This is a genomic window from Rheinheimera hassiensis (assembly GCF_022436675.1).
Taxonomy (GTDB): domain Bacteria; phylum Pseudomonadota; class Gammaproteobacteria; order Enterobacterales; family Alteromonadaceae; genus Alishewanella; species Alishewanella hassiensis.
Genome location: NZ_JAKUJZ010000011.1, coordinates 1 through 16,916, shown reverse-complemented (window position 1 = coordinate 16,916; position 16,916 = coordinate 1). Strand labels below are relative to the sequence as shown.

Genomic DNA, 16,916 nt, shown 5'->3' with positions numbered 1-16,916 from the left:
ATCGTACTAGCGGAGACATAAATGAGCGAACAAATTTTACAGGTTTCTGACGATAGTTTTGAAACCGACGTGCTAAAAGCTGATGCACCGGTTTTAGTCGACTTTTGGGCGGAGTGGTGCGGTCCATGTAAAATGATCGCTCCTATCCTGGAAGACGTGGCAAAAGAATATGCCGGCAAAGTAACTGTGGCCAAGGTAAATATTGACCACAACCCAAACACGCCGCCAAAATTCGGTATTCGTGGTATCCCTACCCTGCTGTTATTTAAAAATGGTCAGGTTGCCGCAACTAAGGTGGGTGCACTGTCTAAAACTCAGTTGAAAGAGTTTCTTGACGGTAACATCTGAATAAATTGAAAAAAGGCGTATTTTTATACGCCTTTTTCTGTTTCAACGCTGGACGCACCAGTAGCCAACTGCTATTGTGTAGCCAATTAAACGTTCTAAACCACGCTTGTCTGTCGAAAAAACCACTTCCAAACCTTATTTTATCGAACCGATAAGCATTACCCTGTTTATATATCAACAAGAAACCCAATCAATATGCATTTAACAGAACTGAAACTGAAGCCAATTAGCGAGCTGGTTGAATTGGCTGAGTCTATGGGCCAGGAAAATATGGCCCGCCTGCGCAAACAGGACATTATTTTCGCCATTTTAAAATCCCACGCCAAGAACGGCGAAGAAATTTTCGGTGATGGTTGTCTGGAAATCCTGCAGGACGGTTTCGGTTTTCTGCGCTCCAGCGACAGTTCTTACCTGGCCGGCCCGGACGATATTTACGTTTCGCCCAGCCAAATCCGCCGCTTTAACCTGCGCACCGGCGACAGCATTTCCGGTTTAATCCGCCCGCCCAAAGAAGGCGAGCGGTACTTTGCACTGTTAAAGGTAAACGAAGTTAACTTCGGCCGCCCGGAGCAGGCACGTAACAAAATTTTGTTTGAAAACTTAACCCCGCTGCATGCTAATTCACGTTTGCGCATGGAACGTGGTAACGGCAGCCGTGAAGATATCACCGCCCGGGTACTGGATTTAGCTTCCCCAATCGGTAAAGGCCAGCGCGGCTTAATCGTGGCACCACCCAAAGCCGGTAAAACCATTTTGCTGCAAAATATCGCCCAATCTATTGCCGCTAACCACCCGGATTGCGTGTTAATGGTACTGCTGATAGACGAGCGTCCGGAAGAAGTAACCGAAATGCAGCGCTTGGTAAAAGGTGAAGTTATTGCCTCTACCTTCGATGAACCTGCCAGCCGCCACGTACAGGTGGCTGAAATGGTAATCGAAAAAGCCAAACGGCTGGTTGAGCACAAAAAAGACGTTATTATTCTGCTCGACTCTATTACCCGTTTAGCCCGCGCTTATAACACTGTAATCCCAAGCTCCGGCAAGGTATTAACCGGTGGTGTTGACGCCAACGCCCTGCATAAACCAAAGCGTTTCTTTGGTGCAGCACGTAATGTTGAAGAAGGCGGCAGCTTAACTATTATCGCTACCGCGCTGGTAGATACCGGCTCTAAGATGGATGAAGTAATTTACGAAGAATTTAAAGGTACAGGTAATATGGAGCTGCACCTGTCGCGTAAAATTGCTGAGCGTCGTGTATTCCCGGCCATTGAGTTTAACCGCTCTGGCACCCGCCGTGAAGAACTGCTGGCTTCATCTGAAGAACTGCAAAAAATGTGGATCCTGCGCAAAATTTTGCACCCGATGGATGAAACCGAGTGTATGGAGTTTTTGATAGACCGTCTGTTGATGACCAAAACCAACGACGAGTTCTTCGATGCCATGAAACGGCAAAAAAGTTAACTGACAAAACCGGCCTTCGTGCCGGTTTTTTCTTGCCTGTAGTTTAACGGCAAGACGTTGTACTGCTTTATTTTTCACAGAAGGAAGTAGCATATGACACGCCCGCGCATAGTGGTTATTGGCGGAGGGGCTGGCGGCCTTGAGCTGGCAACCCGCTTAGGCAATAAACTTGGCCGTAAAGGCAAAGCGCATATCACCCTGATTGACCGCAACCTTACCCATATCTGGAAACCCCTGCTACATGAAGTCGCCACCGGCACCCTCGACGTTGAAATTGATCAGCTTAGTTACCGGGCTCATGCCGCTACACACGGTTTTGATTTTCAGCTCGGTAGCTTTCACGGCCTGAACCGGCAGCAAAAAACTGTTACTTTAGCGCCGGTATATGCCGATGATGGTGAAGAAGTGCTGGCTGCACGCGAGCTGGTCTACGACTATCTGGTGCTGGCCATTGGTAGTGTATCTAACCACTTTAATACGCCTGGCGTAGCTGAGCATTGTATCTTTTTAGACAGCCCATCTCAGGCGCAGCGCTTCCAGCGCCACTTGCTTGATGCTTACTTAAAACTGAATTCGCCTGGTCATCCGAAGGATAAATTAAATATCGCTATAGTGGGTGCCGGTGCTACCGGGGTAGAGCTGGCTGCCGAACTGTATCATGCGGCAGCAGAACTGAATTTATATGGTTTTGCCGATTTACGTAAAGACCGGTTAAATATCAGTGTAATAGAGGCCGGGCCGCGTATTTTGCCCGCGCTGCCGGAACGAATTGCCAATGCGGCGTTAAAAGAGCTGCAAAAGCTGGGTGTGCATGTGCGCACGAGCACCAGAGTTACCGCTGCCGATGCCCATGGTTTGCAACTGGGCGACGAACATCTGGATGCTGAGCTGATGGTGTGGGCCGCCGGTATTAAAGCGCCGGACTTTTTACATCAGCTCGACGGCCTGGAAAATAACCGCATTAATCAGTTACTGGTAAACAGCAAGCTGCAAACCACACTGGATAGCCACATTTACGCCATTGGCGATTGTGCCGGTTACCCGTTGGCAGACAATAAATGGGTGCCGCCACGGGCGCAGTCGGCGCATCAGATGGCCAGCCTGGTCGCCACTAATATTCTGGCTAAGTTAGACGGCAAAGCGCTGCGCGATTTTAATTATAAAGACCACGGCTCGTTAATTTCACTGAGCCGTTTTGGTACTGTCGGCAGTCTAATGGGCAATTTAGTCGGCGGTGCCATGATGATAGAAGGCCGTATTGCCCGGCTGGCGTATATCTCGTTGTATCGTATGCATCAGGTTGCGCTGCACGGCTGGATAAAAATGCTGGTGATCAGTTTAGTGGCCCGGATCAACCGCATCGTCCGGCCCCGGCTTAAGTTGCATTAACGCCTGTTGTTGTAGTTGCTGCAGATCAGTGCTCAGCCGTCGCCGGGCACTGTCATCCAGCCAACGTTGCATTGCCTGTACATACGCTGCTTGTTGCCACAACTTGGGTAGCAGCTTATTCACTGCAGTTATTGCAGCCTGCCCCACCTCGTCTGTACTGCAGGTAATATAAGACACACTGGCAACATTAGCGCCCACTATCGCCCGGTGTTCCAACGCTGCGGCTTCAGGCAGCAACTGATTGTAATACTGCATCCGCTCAGGGTACTCCACCACATAATCCACCCGGTTACCCGCCAGCAAGCCTGCCGCATTGATCTCACTGGTAAAGGCGTGGCTGCTCAGATTATTGTCCGGATGCAGCAGCAGCGCCGCAATAACATCGGGATATAGCCGGTTCGGTTGAAACGCTCCTCTGATAGTTTTATCCAGCGCCAGCATGCGGATATCAGCGCCCTCTGGCTGCATGGCAGGATGAGTAGTCAGTTTACCGGTAATATAGCCCACTGCCACTGCTGGCCCAACCGCCATCGGTACCGAAAATAGCCGGCTTTGTGCACGCTCTTCTGAATATAAAGCTCCCAGTACACAGCTACCGGTTTCTGACTGCTGAAAAATCTGCTCCAACCGTGCCAGGCTTACCAAACGGGTGTCATGGGTAAACTGCGGCAGCGCAGCCATAATCTGTTGTTGTAGTAAATCAAAGGTGCCCTGGCCCTGAAACGGGCCGCTAACAATCTGGTGCGGCGGCCAGTCGGTTTGCAGCCAGGTAAGCTGTGGCTTGGCGTATGCACTGCTGGCTAGCAGCAAAAGCAAACAACGTAATAGCATGGCTGTGCCCCGAAATTGATTACTTTAACTGTAGCCAATAATGGGGCACAACGTCAATCAGCCTCTCACTCAACCACTCAACCACTCAACCAATAGTATGGTGCACCAGAGGATACGACTCTGCTGTCGTTGCCAGATCCAATGCTGCAAGGTACTCATTTGCGGCTACTGCGGCAGCACCTTCGCTGGCGGCATGTACTTTGGCAATCACATCGCCCTGCTGTACCTTGCTACCTGTTGGCAGAATATGGCTAAAACCCACTGCAGGGTCAATTTGCTGGCTGGGGTGCGAACGGCCCCCACCTAAACGCACTACCGCCATACCTAAGCCCACAGTATTGTTGTAATTCAGGTAACCGCTTTGTGGGGTAATAATATCCTGTACCACAGGCGCACTAGCCAGATACTGTTGTGGTTTTTCAATCAGATCTGCGGGCCCACCTAACGCAGCCACCATTTTAGCGAAAATCTCTGCTGCTCTGCCTGAGCTTAAGCTCTGTTCCAGCGCAGCTACCGCACTGGCCTTGTCCTGATAAAGCCCGCCTAATTGCAGCATATTGGCGCCCAGCTCCAGTGTTACCTGATGCAAGCGGGGCTCACGGTATTTACCGGTTAAATAATCCAGTGTTTCTATCACTTCCAGCGCATTGCCGGCTGTGTTACCTAAAATCTGGTTCATATCTGTCAGCAGTGCCCGGGTTGGCACGCCGGCGCCATTAGCCACATTAACAATACTGCTGGCCAATGCCGAAGCATCATCGACGGTACGCATAATGGCACCGTTGCCAATTTTTACGTCCATTACCAGCGCATCTAAACCTTCAGATAACTTTTTCGATAAAATAGAGGCGGTTATAAGCGGAATAGACTCCACCGTAGCGGTAACATCACGAATGGCATATAAACGCCTGTCGGCCGGTGCCAACTGACTGCTCTGGCCTACAATAACGCAACCTAACTGTGGCAATAACTGCTGAATTTTCTCCAGGCTCTGGGTGCAGCTGTAGCCTGGAATCGTTTCCAGCTTATCTACTGTGCCGCCGGTATGGCCCAAACCGCGGCCGGCAATACTGGGCATAAAGGCACCACAAGCTGCCACCATAGGCGCCAGCATTAAGGTCACTTTGTCACCAACACCGCCGGTGCTGTGTTTATCCACCACCGGGCCGTTTAACTTGCCTTGCCAGTTAAACACTGTACCGCTGTCGCGCATTGCCAGCGTTAGCGCAACAATTTCATCGGTTTGCATACCATTTAAATAAATAGCCATCGCCAGTGCAGCCACCTGGCCTTCGCTGAAACTGTCGTCGGTTAAACCACGGACAAATTGCTTAATCTCGGCCTGGCTTAAATTACCACCGTTACGTTTTGTTTTAATAATTTCTTGCGGGATCATGTATTAAGCTCCAACTTTAGTGCTGTTGGCCAGATAGGTGGGTGTAAAAGCCGCTGGCAGTAATTCGCCTAAGCTCCAGTTTTGCTGCTGGTGCAAATGGTTACAACTGGCGATAGGGGCATTAGGGCTAAAGAATTCCGCAATGACCTGACGGCAGATACCGCACGGTGGCGTTAGCATGTCTTGCGGCGTGTACACCATCAGCGCGGTAAATTTGCGCTCACCGGCCACCACCGCTGCGCCTATGGCGTTACGCTCCGCACACACAGTGCCACCATATGAGGCATTTTCAACGTTGCAGCCGGTATAAATTTTACCGCTCTCGGCCAATATCGCCACGCCAACGGGGAATTTGCTGTAAGGCGCATAAGCCTGCGCGGCAGCTTGTTGTGCTGCCTGTTGCAGGGCAGCCCAGTTAATTTCGCTCACTGGTTAAACTCATGTTAGTTATGGCTGTATAGTGTTACTGCGAATACCTCTGTGGTCAAGCCCTGCCTAAGCGGCGCTGAAACAGCCACAAACAGCCAAATAGCCAGATACTGGCCAGTGGTATCAGCCAAAATGCCTGTGCAATACCGGCCTGTTGCGCCCATACTCCGGTTAACAAACCGGCAAACTGGAAGCCAATTGAGCTGCCAATACTGGCGATGCCAGACAATACCGGGCCATTGTCGCTGTCCAGATCCATAGCAGTAGATAACATTAGCGGAAACAAACCACCCACACCAAGCCCCAACAGCAAGTTACCCAGCGCCAGCAATTCGCTACCATTACTTAACTTCACTACAAAGGCGCCTGCCACCGTAAAAGCGCCCAGCAGCAACATAAGTTGAGCACTGCTTAGCCAACGCAATAGCAATGCAAAACCAAGCCGGCTAAGCACCATACCACCGGTAAACCAGGCTAGCAGCAAGCGGGCATCTTCAGCCTGATAGCCCAAACCATCTACCGCGTAGCTGACAAACCAGTTGCCCTGGCCCCATTCTGCTGCGCCGTACCCTACCATCACCAGTAACAGCAATAAAAAAATAGGCTGGCGCAGCACGGTAATATAAGACAGGCTTTTACCACCACTGTGGCTGCGCCCGGCCAGTACAGGCTGCATTCTGGCAACCTGCCAGCTGTATAAGCCGACAAATAGCAGGCATAGCGCAATAATACGGATTGGCCAACGCCAGTCATCCAGCACCCAGTACAGCATCACCACCCACAGCGGTGCTGTTAAGGTGCCCAGGCTAAACATAAAGTCCATCAGGCCCATCATAGCTGCACGTTTATTGGCAAACAGCCGGGCAATAAGAGTATGGCCGATGGTGAACATCACTGAGTAGGTTAATCCCACCAGCACAATCAGCGGCAGCAGTAGCTGCCAGTTGCTGACGGCTGACAACAGGCTTAACAAAATCGATTCAGTAATAGCTAAAAATGCAAATAAACGCAGAAAATGGAAACGCTGTACATATTTGCCGCCGATGATGGCACCGACAATAGTGCCTACCGACATTAAGCTGAAAAACACACCGCTGATCGCAGGCGCCATATTTAACGCTTTTGCCATGTCTGGCAGTAACATACCCCAGAGAATAATAAGGTTACCCAATAAGAAAAAACCGCTGAAGATCACCGCGGTGGGGTGTAAGCGCGACATAGCCGCTCCTTGTAATACTGGTAAATGGTAATACCGGTAAATGAAAATACTGCAGGACTGTAGAAGCTTAGCTCAGCACAAAAGCATCAGCATCCAGATGAGCCGGAAATTGTTGCCGGTACTGTTTAAGCTGTGCATAGTCTAACGTAGCGCGCAGCACTGCAGGTTGTGCCACGGCCTGATCTGCGACAGCCTGCCCCAGATAATCGACAATCAGGCTGTCACCGCTGTATTGTATGCCATTACCGTCGGTACCAACACGGTTACAACCCAGCACAAAGGCCTGGTTTTCTATTGCCCGTGCCAGTAGCAACGTACGCCAGGCATGGCGCCGGGCCGCTGGCCAGTTAGCAACATAAAGCGCGACATCGTAATCAAGGCAATTACGGCTAAACACCGGAAAACGCAGGTCATAGCACACCTGCAATAAAAAACGCCAACCGCGCCAGTTAACCACTACACGCTGATCACCTGCTATATATGCCTGATGCTCACCTGCCATGCGAAACAGATGCTTTTTGTCATAGGGCGTTACATGGCCTTCTGGTGTCACAAAATAGCAGCGGTTAACACATCCCTTATCTGTACGGGTAGCCACCGAGCCCACCATTGCTGCGCCAATTTGCTGTGCCTGGTGTTGCAGCCAACCCAGGGTGTCGCCTTCGGGTTCAGCAATATGCTGGCTTTGCATCGAAAACCCCGTAGTAAACATTTCCGGCAACACAATGATATCGGCTCCCTGAATGCGGCTTATTTGCTCTGCCAGTTGCTGCCGGTTTGCGGCCGGGTTTTGCCACTGCAGTGCAGTTTGCACCAGCACAACATTTAGCGGCATTGTTATATCCGGCATAACACCTCCGCAGCAGCTTTTAGCGTGCTGCTTTGTTTAGCGAAGCAAAAACGGATGATTCGGCGCTGCGGTGGCTGGTTATAAAATACCGATAACGGGATAGCCGCCACTTTGTGCTCGGTTGTCAGCCAGCGACAAAACGCCACATCGTCCAACTCACTAATGGCGCTATAATCTGCCAGTTGAAAATAGGTACCCTGACAAGGCAATAGCTCCAGCCGGCTGCCCTGTAACAGACTGACAAACTGATCACGCTTCTGCTGATAAAACCCAGCCAGGCCACTAACCTGCTGCGGTTGCTGCTGTAACATCTCAGCAATAGCATATTGTGCCGGAGTAAAACTGGAAAAGGTGACATACTGATGTATTTTACGAAATTCTGCCGTTAACGAGCAGGGCGCCACGCAGTAACCCAGTTTCCAGCCGGTAACATGAAAGGTTTTACCAAAAGATGAAACGATAAAGCTGCGCGCGGCCAGTTCAGCAAAGTTATTGGCGCTTAGCTGCACCGCGCCGTCAAACACCATATGTTCGTACACTTCGTCGCTGATGCAGTACAAATTATGCGCTAAAACCAGTTGCTGCAGAGCCAGCCAGTCTTCCTTATGAAATACCATACCAGTCGGGTTATGCGGACTATTTACTATAATCAGTTTAGTCCGCGGCGTTATTGCCTCGGCGACCTGTTGCCAGTTAATCCGGTAATCAGGTGCATTAAGCGCAAGATGCACGGCTGTGCCGCCGTTTAACTGAATCGCCGGTACATAGCTGTCGTAGGCCGGATCAAAAACAATCACTTCATCGCCCGGCGCGACTACGGCACTAATAGCAACAAACAGCGCTTCGGTCGCACCGCTGGTTACCGTTACCTGCTGCTCGGCACACACTGCCCGGCCATAACAACGTTGCACCAAAGCCGCGATTTGCTCACGCAACGGCGCAATACCCGGCATGGGCGCATACTGGTTAAGCCCCTGCTGGCTGTAATCGGTCAGATGCTGCAGCAATAAGCTATCAGGTGCAAAATCGGGAAAACCCTGAGATAAATTAATGGCTTGATGCTGTGCAGCCAGTTGCGACATCTGGCTGAAAATAGTAGTACCAACGGCTGGCAGTTTGCTTTTGAGTGTCATGCGGGCAAGAAAAAGTTGCTAAAACCGGCTTGAATGCTATCATTTAGCCCGTTTTATGTATAGACATCTAAACGTTCAAACGTATAACTATCAGGCCTGATAATAATGAATGACTCTGCCCAGTTGCATCAGCTTAACCCCAATGCCATAGCGTTGTGCGCGTTAGGGCGCTGGATCGCCAACCGCCATTGGGTGCCCGCTACCGGCGGCAATTTTTCTGTCCGCAGCACCGAACACAGCGCCTTGATTACCGCTTCTGGCAAAGAAAAAGGCGAACTAAGCCCGCAAGATTTACTCCCTGTTAGCTGGCTGAATAATCAGCTAACCTGCCCTGGCACACCGTCTGCCGAAACAGCACTGCATACCCAGCTTTATCAATTGGATAGCCGGATTAAAGCGGTACTGCACACCCACTCAGTGCACGCTACAGTGTTTTCGCGGCTGATAAACCAGGACAGCTATAACTTTCAGGGCTACGAAATGCAAAAAGCCATTAGCGGTAACAGCAGCCATGCAGCGCCCTGCCCGCTGGCGATATTTGACAATACCCAGGATATCCCGGCACTGGCACAACAAGTAGCTCAGCGCTGGCAGCAGCAACCACTGAATTTTGCGTTACTGGTGCGCGGCCATGGCCTGTATGTTTGGGGTTACAGCCTGGAACAGACAAAAAGGCATTTAGAAGGTTGGGAGTTTCTTATAAACTGCGAGTTGGAACGATTAAAGCTAACAAGGTAGACCGTGAAGTATTCCGCCATTATTACTGATATTGAAGGCACCACCAGCCGGATAAGTTTTGTTACCGATATCCTCTTCCCCTATGCCGCGCGTGAATTGCCCGCTTTTATCCGGGCTAATACGACGCAGCCCGATGTAGCAACCGCGCTGGCCACCTGCCGCGACCTGATGCAGCAGCCTGAAGCCAGTGCAGAACAGATTATTACCCAATTACTGGCATGGATAGCTGAAGATAAAAAAGTAACACCGTTAAAAACCTTACAGGGTATGGTGTGGCAACATGGCTACCAAAGCGGTGCTTTTACCGGCCACCTGTATGCCGACGCAGCTGAACAATTACAACACTGGTACAACCTTGGTATCAGGCTGTATGTCTATAGCTCTGGCTCTGTGCAGGCACAACAGCTGTTGTTTCAGTACAGCGACTATGGCAATTTAACGGCGTTGTTTAGCGGTTATTTCGACACCCGTGTTGGCGCCAAACGTGATATTTCATCTTATGCCGCTATTTTGCAGCAGTTACAGCTGCCGCCAAAGCAGGTGTTATTTTTGTCTGACGTAGTAGCCGAACTCGATGCCGCCAGAGCGTTGGGTATTGCCACAGTGCAATTGATCCGAGAAGGCCAACCGGCAGCAGATCACCCCATTGCCCACAGTTTTGACCAGATCCAGGAGCAGATACCATGAGCCGGTTAACTGTTTATGCCAGCGACAACGCTATAACCCCGTTGCTTGACACCAGCGACAACGAACATATCAGCACTGAGCTTGCCAAAGCAGGCATCCGCTTTGAGCAATGGCAGGCCGGCGCGGCAGTAACGGCACAAAGTAGTAACGAAACTATCCTGCAGGCTTATGCGGCAGATATTCAGCGCTTAAAACAAGAACGTGGTTATATTACCGTGGATGTTATCTCGCTTAGTGCCAAGCACCCCGACAAAACCGTGTTGCGGCAAAAATTTCTGGCAGAGCATACACACAGTGAAGATGAAGTACGCTTTTTTGTCCGTGGCCAGGGCCTGTTTTGCCTGCACATTGCCGGTAAGGTGTATCAGGTATTGTGCCAACAGAACGACCTAATCAGCGTACCCGCCGGGACTACACATTGGTTTGATATGGGCAGTGAGCCGGAATTTACCGCCATACGGCTGTTTAACAATGCCGACGGCTGGGTAGCCAACTTTACCGGCAGCAGCATCGCCAACCAATTTCCACTACTCACGTAATGCCGCACAGCATACTGATATAAATAACAATTTTTCTACATATAAAATTATCGGTGGCTATATTTTGATGCAATTGCTGCGCTAAACTGGCGCAGTCAGCCACCGGCGCAAATCATTAAGCTATGATTTTACGTGTGATCAGCATTGGTGCAGTTTATGCAGTACGTTAAGCATAAATTCAGTGTTATTAATGATAATGCAACCTTCGTCGACTATAACCAGCGACTAACAAATGAGATTGAGTGCTACATAATGCCAATGCATACACCCATGCGCGGCCTGCGTTGCTTTTGTGTCGCGGCAGACTGTTTAAGCTTTAAAGAAACGGCGAAACGGCTGTACCTGACACCCTCTGCGGTAAGTCACCAGATTAAACAGCTGGAAGACAACCTCAACCTGCAGTTATTTGAGCGTCAAACCCGTTCCATAGTGCTGACAGAAACCGGCAAACGTTTTTATCAATCTATCCAACCACTGATGCAGCAACTGGCCGCAACAATAGGCGAATTCAGCCAGGTACAACGGATGCTGGAAGTCAGTATTTCGATGCCCGAATTTTTTGCCAGTGAATTATTTGTGCCCCGGTTGATTGGCTGGTCAGAACAATACCCAAATATTAACCTGAAGCTGGAAACGGTAAAATCACGCCGCGACAGCCAGAAATACACCGATCTGTCGATTATTCTGTCGGGTAAAAAGCCGGAAGAAAACATCGCCTACGATTTATTCCCCATCAGCTATGTGCCAGCCTGCAATGCCCAGCAGTACCAGCAATGGCACAGTAAAGGCTATCGCATTCTGGAAAAAGTGCCGCTGCTGTTGCATCAGGCCCGCCCTTACGCCTGGCATCGCTGGGCAGAACACGTGGGGTATCATAATTTCAGGCCAAAACAAATTATCCAGTTAGACAGCATGTTCAGTGTAGCGCGCGCAGCACAACAAGGTTTAGGCGTTGCGTTAATCCCGCTGCCCATTAGCAACGGCTGGTTTACCAATGGCAGCCTGCAGCGTTTATTTGAGCAAGAACTGCTTAGCCGCGATCGCTACTATCTGGTACGGCACGACAACGATCCCCACCGCGATGAAATTCAGCTGTTGATCGACTGGATCCTGCAAAGCTTTCATTTAGATAAGTAAACCTCTTCCCTTTTTCGTTGTATGACAAACATTAGCGACTTATAGGTGAATTTATTTCACCTGTCGCATTTTTTTTTATCGTTTGTCAAGTTTAGTGCTTTTGCTCAAACTTACACCTGCAGACCGATAGCGGCTGCCTGGATGGGAAATTGGGAGCAACACACTATGAAAGCGAGATCAGTTAAATTAGGCAGTTCTTTGGCGTTGATGCTGATGGCCTCGGGTTCATTTCTCGCATCAGCCAACACCAATGGCTATAAAATGGTACTTATTGAAGATACTCCTGGCGTAGCCGCCTTACAGGCCGGCCAATTTGATCAGGGTATCAGCGAAACATTAAACAGCAGTGCAGAAGCAGATAACTTCTCACGTCAAATGAGCCTGTGCGTTGGCTTTACTAAAAGCGGCAAACTGGAGCAGGCATCAGGTGCATGCGACAGCGCGGTATCGGCAGCCCAACAGTTTCATCACGTTAGCAGCAGCGACAAGCGCGAAATGCGTGCTTATGCCCTGACTAACCGTGGCGTACTGCGCCTGTTACAAAACGATAACCTGGCAGCACTGGCCGACTTTAAACGCGCAGCTGAGTTAAACCGCAGCGACGTAAGTCAGCACAACCTGCAACGGTTAGAGTTAGCACTGAACAAAGCCAACAATGGCTTAGACATCGCGATGGTGTCAGCAGAATAAGTAACGTCTGCAACCTAACAGAAACAAAAAGTTATTGCAGAGTAAGCGCCTGCACTAACTTGTAAGGAAACCCCGGCAGTAAACAGAGTAAGCGCCTGTTTACTGCAACAAAGATTACACTCCCCCGTGTATGCAGAGTTACTACTCCCCGGTGTAACTCTGCTTTTTTTCAAAATACTAATCCCGAAACGAACATCAGCACCTAAAATCTAGAACATCAATCAGAACAAGCAAGTTAAAGTGATTCAAAATAGTTTTGTTGCTATTTTTTTCACATTAATCTAGGTTACTGGTAATCCTTCTAAGAGAATTCTACGATGAAACTAGATTACGCATTCCATCATTCAAGATTCGAATATCCAAATTTGCAGCATGAAATCAAGAGAGATGATTTAATAAAGAATATCAATTATCATTTTGAACTAGGAAAAAAATATGTAATTTTAACCGGAGAAAATGGCATTGGTAAAACTATAGCAATTAAGCAAGCTATATACAGTCTAGGAAATAACGTCATTGCGTTATTTATAAACCAAGCTCACTCTGGCTCAATTACTGAACTAGATATACTCGATGACTTATATAATCAATTATCATGGCTGGTAGATTTAAAACCCGCACCAGAAGACTCTATTTCGGCGAATGAAATAATATCAAAAATAAAAACCAAAATAAGTAGAAATTTCGATAATAACAACAAATTATATATAGCAATAGATGGATTAGAAAAGGTAAAAAATAACGATGTCGTAAAATCAATCCTTGCTAACATGCCATTCTATATGAAAGGCCTTCAATTTTTAATTGGAACTTCATGTGAAAAAACATATGAATCGATGGCAAGTGATATTACCGCAAAAACTGTCATACCAGTTCCACTACTGACAAAACAAGAAATTCTAGAATTAATACCAGAAATATCAGAAGAGCAAGTAAAATATTTAATTTCTTCAATTAGACCTATTCCAAGTCAAATAGAAATAATAAAGCGAATTTTAGACAGTGGAGAAAGTATAGATAATATACTGAATGACTTCGGTGATCACAATAAAAACCTATTCGATACGGAATGGAATCTAAATCTAGACGCAATATCAAGACTACAACCACTTATTGACTGCATAACATACTCAGAAACTCCATTATCCACAGAAGAAGCACTATCAATAACGAGAGAGAATGCAACAATAGATGACATTCTTAAAGTTTCATTTGTACAAATAGAAAAAGACAAAGTCAATTTTTCTAGCGAGGCAATGAAACAGTTCTGCGTCTCTAAAAGGCTGGAATTTAGAAGCAATGCAACAGACATACTAACGAAAATATTCGAATCCAGAAGAGACTCAGGCCAGAACATCATTGACAAAATAAAACTATATAGCAATTCAAACAAACATGAAAGCATCACTTCATTGCTTCAACCAGAAAGCCTAAAGTTAATATATTCAGAAACAAACAGCACAAATATATTAAGCAAAGCAATTAGACATGGTTTTGAGTCGTCCGCCCAACAGGACAATGTAAAAGATTCTATTAAATTTTCGCATTTAAATACTCTTGTAAGAGATATATCTGCATCATCCTCATTGAATAGTGAGATAGAAACCCATTTAGCTTGCGGCGATCTGGAGCTAGCAAGAGCTTTAGCAAATAAAACCTCAATAATTGAAGATAAGATAATTTCTTTATCAACAATAGCAAACTATCTTAATAGTCACGGTGAATATAAAGATGAAAATATAATAAGAGAGATAAAATTTTTATATGAAAAAATAAAACCCGAGGATCTCAATATGGAAAAGGTGATGGATATATCTATATCACTTTCAAAAATCCTGCCGGAACTATCTTTTTCACTGATATCTAAAGTTGATATAAAAGGTCAAAGTGGCGAGAACAAGAATGATTTTGCTTATGCAAGGCTGTATTTGGAAGCCTTAGCGAAAAATAGAAATGGCATTGACGAACTTGACTTAGATAAATTCGACATAAGCGAAATGCTCAGAGAAAGTCTTAAAAGTATAAAAGATATAAAATCCTATGAAAGGATAGATGAACTAGTTAAAAGAATATCCTCCATGAAGATAACCCCTGGCGATAAAATTACAGTATTAAAAGATATCATAAAGAAGCTTTCTAAAAATCCAGATATAAAAATTGCCGTAATGTATTGTATTGACTTGATAATAGATACAACTGATTACTCTCCAACAGCATCAGTTCTTAGAGATATGTCATACTGCCTATTGCATCATAGCGGAAATGAATACAATATCATATGTAATAAGCTAAAATCTCAGATAATGACAGCGGAAAAATCCGGCCCTAGAAGAGATTACTTTATCCTACTAGCAAATATCGCTACATATGAATACAAAACAATGGGCAACAGCACGAGATATGTAGATATATATAAGGATATAAAGTCGTCAGATGCTAGCTTAGTTCACAAGCTATACTGCACATTAACAATCCACAGTCTATGGGAAAAACATAACTATACACAATATAGAGGTGACGTAGTATCATATAAGAACAGTCTCTTCGAAAGTATAATTAAGATCTCAGCACAGCAATATAGTGTATTGCGCGATTGCCTTAGAATAGAAGCGAGAATTAATTTAAAAAATTCTTATGATTGGTGTTCAAAACTCAACACTTTACATAGAAGAGATAAGGCTCTAACTTGCATAGTAAAAAGCTATGTCAGTTCTGATGATTTTAGTGTTAGTGTAGCGTGTGACTATATATCAAAAATTGATTCATCAGTAAATATCGCTGAAGCAATCTATGAGCTAATAAATAATTTCGAAAAACTATCCTCTCCAAAAAGCAGTGACTATGAAAGGCTGAGAAAGCTTAGAAACAAGATAGACAACTATGCAGACAAAATAGTTTTTTCATCTATGTTAATTAGAATTGGTGAAAGTAAGAATTTTCTTACCACCGAAAGATCTAAAATATTATTCGATGAGATAATAGCAAACTGGGAAAAAATTGAAGGTGATTGGAATAAAATAACTTTCGGATTTGACGCTACCAGAATTATTTCCGAAAGCAATAAAGAACTAGCCGATGTCCTACGGAGAAAAATCGTTTCATATAGGGAAACCTGCCAGATTAGTAGTAACGACGTAAAGAATGGTATTTATCGGAGTATAGATTTAGCGGTTAGAACGAACTACCAATTATTAAAGAACGGAATTAACTCTGAAAGCAATAAAATTGTCCTTTCATCTTTAATAGAATCTATTGGTGATAGTGCGGAAAAAAGCAGACTCTTAGCAAGATTTATCTCATCATACCAAATATCTGGAAATGATTCGGTTGCAAAGAATATAATTGAACAGAAAATATTTGGTGAGCTTAATTTGAGAAAAGACTCTCTCGATAGAGAGTACAGCATTGTAGCGTCTAACTGCCTACCTATAGTTCTTAGTTATGACAAAGACACATATATAAAATACATATCAAAAATCAATTCAGAGTCGATATTCGATGACACAGTTCACTCTACAATTTCATACCTATTTGACAAACGGCTATTAGGTGATCCCTATTACTACAACTCAAAAAACTCTTATAAATTATCATACCTAGATGTAAAAAATATAGTTTGGCTGATAGGTATGTATAAAAAAGATTTTCTTGCATACTATGACCTGAAAAAACTAGTCAACGCGCTAGACGTGTCATTTAAAGGTTCATCATTCTCAACGGCGCAGAAATCTGAAATAACATCAATGTTATCTGGCTTGATCGATAGATTTCCGTACGAAAATTGTATAAAACACGATGGCTATAAAATTCTTGCCACAGCTCTTACATATAAAATATCTGGTGAAAAATCCATTGAAAAATGGCAATCTCTTTATAAACTATCTTTATCAATAAGTAATGTTTCCGACTCGATATATACTGGGATTAACATATTAGATTTGTCAAATCCAAGGTTAGTTGAGTTTAGAAAGTCAAACTTGAAAGATATAGTTTCTAAATAACTGATCCTAACTCTGCTACACCCGCTGCAGGCCATGGCCGCCGCCCGGAAACGGCGCTGCGTTATCCA

Annotated in this window: 15 protein-coding genes; 9 read left to right on the top strand and 6 right to left on the bottom strand. The window is 46.0% G+C overall.

Annotated features, from left to right (window positions below):
- Positions 1–21: 21 nt before the first annotated feature.
- From trxA to MJX74_RS19885, 3 genes are all read left to right on the top strand, one after another.
- Entirely contained in the window at positions 22–348 is a 327-nt protein-coding gene (gene trxA / locus MJX74_RS19895; RefSeq protein ID WP_173501963.1) for a thioredoxin TrxA, read from the top strand.
- A gap of 195 nt (positions 349–543) precedes the next feature.
- Positions 544–1,809: a transcription termination factor Rho gene (gene rho, locus MJX74_RS19890; protein WP_068237568.1), complete on the top strand. Its 1,266-nt coding sequence runs from the start codon at positions 544–546 to the stop codon at positions 1,807–1,809.
- Between the two features lie 93 nt (positions 1,810–1,902).
- Positions 1,903–3,198: an NAD(P)/FAD-dependent oxidoreductase gene (locus tag MJX74_RS19885; RefSeq protein ID WP_240224759.1), complete on the top strand. Its 1,296-nt coding sequence runs from the start codon at positions 1,903–1,905 to the stop codon at positions 3,196–3,198.
- Here the strand turns inward: MJX74_RS19885 and MJX74_RS19880 are convergent.
- From MJX74_RS19880 to MJX74_RS19855, 6 genes are all read right to left on the bottom strand, one after another.
- A complete protein-coding gene (locus tag MJX74_RS19880; RefSeq protein WP_240224758.1) occupies positions 3,148–4,029 on the bottom strand; it encodes a hypothetical protein in 882 nt (293 codons plus the stop codon). The two genes, MJX74_RS19885 and MJX74_RS19880, sit on opposite strands and share 51 nt — an antisense overlap.
- 85 nt (positions 4,030–4,114) lie before the next feature.
- A complete protein-coding gene (gene deoA / locus MJX74_RS19875) occupies positions 4,115–5,425 on the bottom strand; it encodes a thymidine phosphorylase (RefSeq protein WP_240224757.1) in 1,311 nt (436 codons plus the stop codon).
- 3 nt (positions 5,426–5,428) lie between these two features.
- Positions 5,429–5,854: a cytidine deaminase gene (locus MJX74_RS19870; RefSeq protein WP_092795188.1), complete on the bottom strand. Its 426-nt coding sequence runs from the start codon at positions 5,852–5,854 to the stop codon at positions 5,429–5,431.
- A gap of 55 nt (positions 5,855–5,909) precedes the next feature.
- Complete coding sequence (locus MJX74_RS19865) at positions 5,910–7,073, bottom strand: MFS transporter (protein ID WP_240224756.1); 1,164 nt, start codon at positions 7,071–7,073, stop codon at positions 5,910–5,912.
- 67 nt (positions 7,074–7,140) lie between these two features.
- Positions 7,141–7,923: an amidohydrolase gene (locus tag MJX74_RS19860; RefSeq protein ID WP_240224755.1), complete on the bottom strand. Its 783-nt coding sequence runs from the start codon at positions 7,921–7,923 to the stop codon at positions 7,141–7,143.
- Complete coding sequence (locus tag MJX74_RS19855) at positions 7,911–9,056, bottom strand: pyridoxal phosphate-dependent aminotransferase (RefSeq protein ID WP_240224754.1); 1,146 nt, start codon at positions 9,054–9,056, stop codon at positions 7,911–7,913. The genes MJX74_RS19860 and MJX74_RS19855 overlap by 13 nt, the downstream gene beginning before the upstream one ends.
- A 105-nt stretch (positions 9,057–9,161) precedes the next feature.
- Here MJX74_RS19855 and MJX74_RS19850 point away from each other — a divergent pair, with 105 nt between their 5' ends.
- From MJX74_RS19850 to MJX74_RS19825, 6 genes are all read left to right on the top strand, one after another.
- Complete coding sequence (locus MJX74_RS19850) at positions 9,162–9,794, top strand: methylthioribulose 1-phosphate dehydratase (protein WP_240224753.1); 633 nt, start codon at positions 9,162–9,164, stop codon at positions 9,792–9,794.
- A 3-nt stretch (positions 9,795–9,797) separates the two neighbouring features.
- On the top strand, positions 9,798–10,481 hold the full coding sequence (gene mtnC, locus MJX74_RS19845) for an acireductone synthase (protein WP_240224752.1): 684 nt from the start codon (positions 9,798–9,800) through the stop codon (positions 10,479–10,481).
- The gene (locus tag MJX74_RS19840) at positions 10,478–11,020 is read left to right on the top strand and encodes a 1,2-dihydroxy-3-keto-5-methylthiopentene dioxygenase (RefSeq protein WP_240224751.1); all 543 of its coding nucleotides are present in this window, start codon (positions 10,478–10,480) and stop codon (positions 11,018–11,020) included. The genes mtnC and MJX74_RS19840 overlap by 4 nt, the downstream gene beginning before the upstream one ends.
- Positions 11,021–11,176: 156 nt before the next feature.
- A complete protein-coding gene (locus tag MJX74_RS19835) occupies positions 11,177–12,157 on the top strand; it encodes a LysR family transcriptional regulator (RefSeq protein ID WP_240224750.1) in 981 nt (326 codons plus the stop codon).
- Positions 12,158–12,322: 165 nt separating this feature from the next.
- Positions 12,323–12,847 carry a hypothetical protein gene (locus MJX74_RS19830; protein WP_240224749.1) on the top strand — a complete coding sequence of 175 codons (525 nt, stop codon included), beginning with the start codon at positions 12,323–12,325 and terminating at the stop codon, positions 12,845–12,847.
- Between the two features lie 317 nt (positions 12,848–13,164).
- The gene (locus MJX74_RS19825; RefSeq protein WP_240224748.1) at positions 13,165–16,848 is read left to right on the top strand and encodes a hypothetical protein; all 3,684 of its coding nucleotides are present in this window, start codon (positions 13,165–13,167) and stop codon (positions 16,846–16,848) included.
- The last annotated feature ends 68 nt before the right edge of the window (positions 16,849–16,916 follow it).

Coding starts and splice junctions, on each gene's coding strand:
- trxA (WP_173501963.1), top strand. CDS start 22: ATGAGCGAACAAATTTTACAGGTTTCTGACGATAGTTTTGAAACCGAC.
- rho (WP_068237568.1), top strand. CDS start 544: ATGCATTTAACAGAACTGAAACTGAAGCCAATTAGCGAGCTGGTTGAA.
- MJX74_RS19885 (WP_240224759.1), top strand. CDS start 1,903: ATGACACGCCCGCGCATAGTGGTTATTGGCGGAGGGGCTGGCGGCCTT.
- MJX74_RS19880 (WP_240224758.1), bottom strand. CDS start 4,029: ATGCTATTACGTTGTTTGCTTTTGCTGCTAGCCAGCAGTGCATACGCC.
- deoA (WP_240224757.1), bottom strand. CDS start 5,425: ATGATCCCGCAAGAAATTATTAAAACAAAACGTAACGGTGGTAATTTA.
- MJX74_RS19865 (WP_240224756.1), bottom strand. CDS start 7,073: ATGTCGCGCTTACACCCCACCGCGGTGATCTTCAGCGGTTTTTTCTTA.
- MJX74_RS19860 (WP_240224755.1), bottom strand. CDS start 7,923: ATGCCGGATATAACAATGCCGCTAAATGTTGTGCTGGTGCAAACTGCA.
- MJX74_RS19855 (WP_240224754.1), bottom strand. CDS start 9,056: ATGACACTCAAAAGCAAACTGCCAGCCGTTGGTACTACTATTTTCAGC.
- MJX74_RS19850 (WP_240224753.1), top strand. CDS start 9,162: ATGAATGACTCTGCCCAGTTGCATCAGCTTAACCCCAATGCCATAGCG.
- MJX74_RS19840 (WP_240224751.1), top strand. CDS start 10,478: ATGAGCCGGTTAACTGTTTATGCCAGCGACAACGCTATAACCCCGTTG.
- MJX74_RS19835 (WP_240224750.1), top strand. CDS start 11,177: ATGCAGTACGTTAAGCATAAATTCAGTGTTATTAATGATAATGCAACC.
- MJX74_RS19830 (WP_240224749.1), top strand. CDS start 12,323: ATGAAAGCGAGATCAGTTAAATTAGGCAGTTCTTTGGCGTTGATGCTG.
- MJX74_RS19825 (WP_240224748.1), top strand. CDS start 13,165: ATGAAACTAGATTACGCATTCCATCATTCAAGATTCGAATATCCAAAT.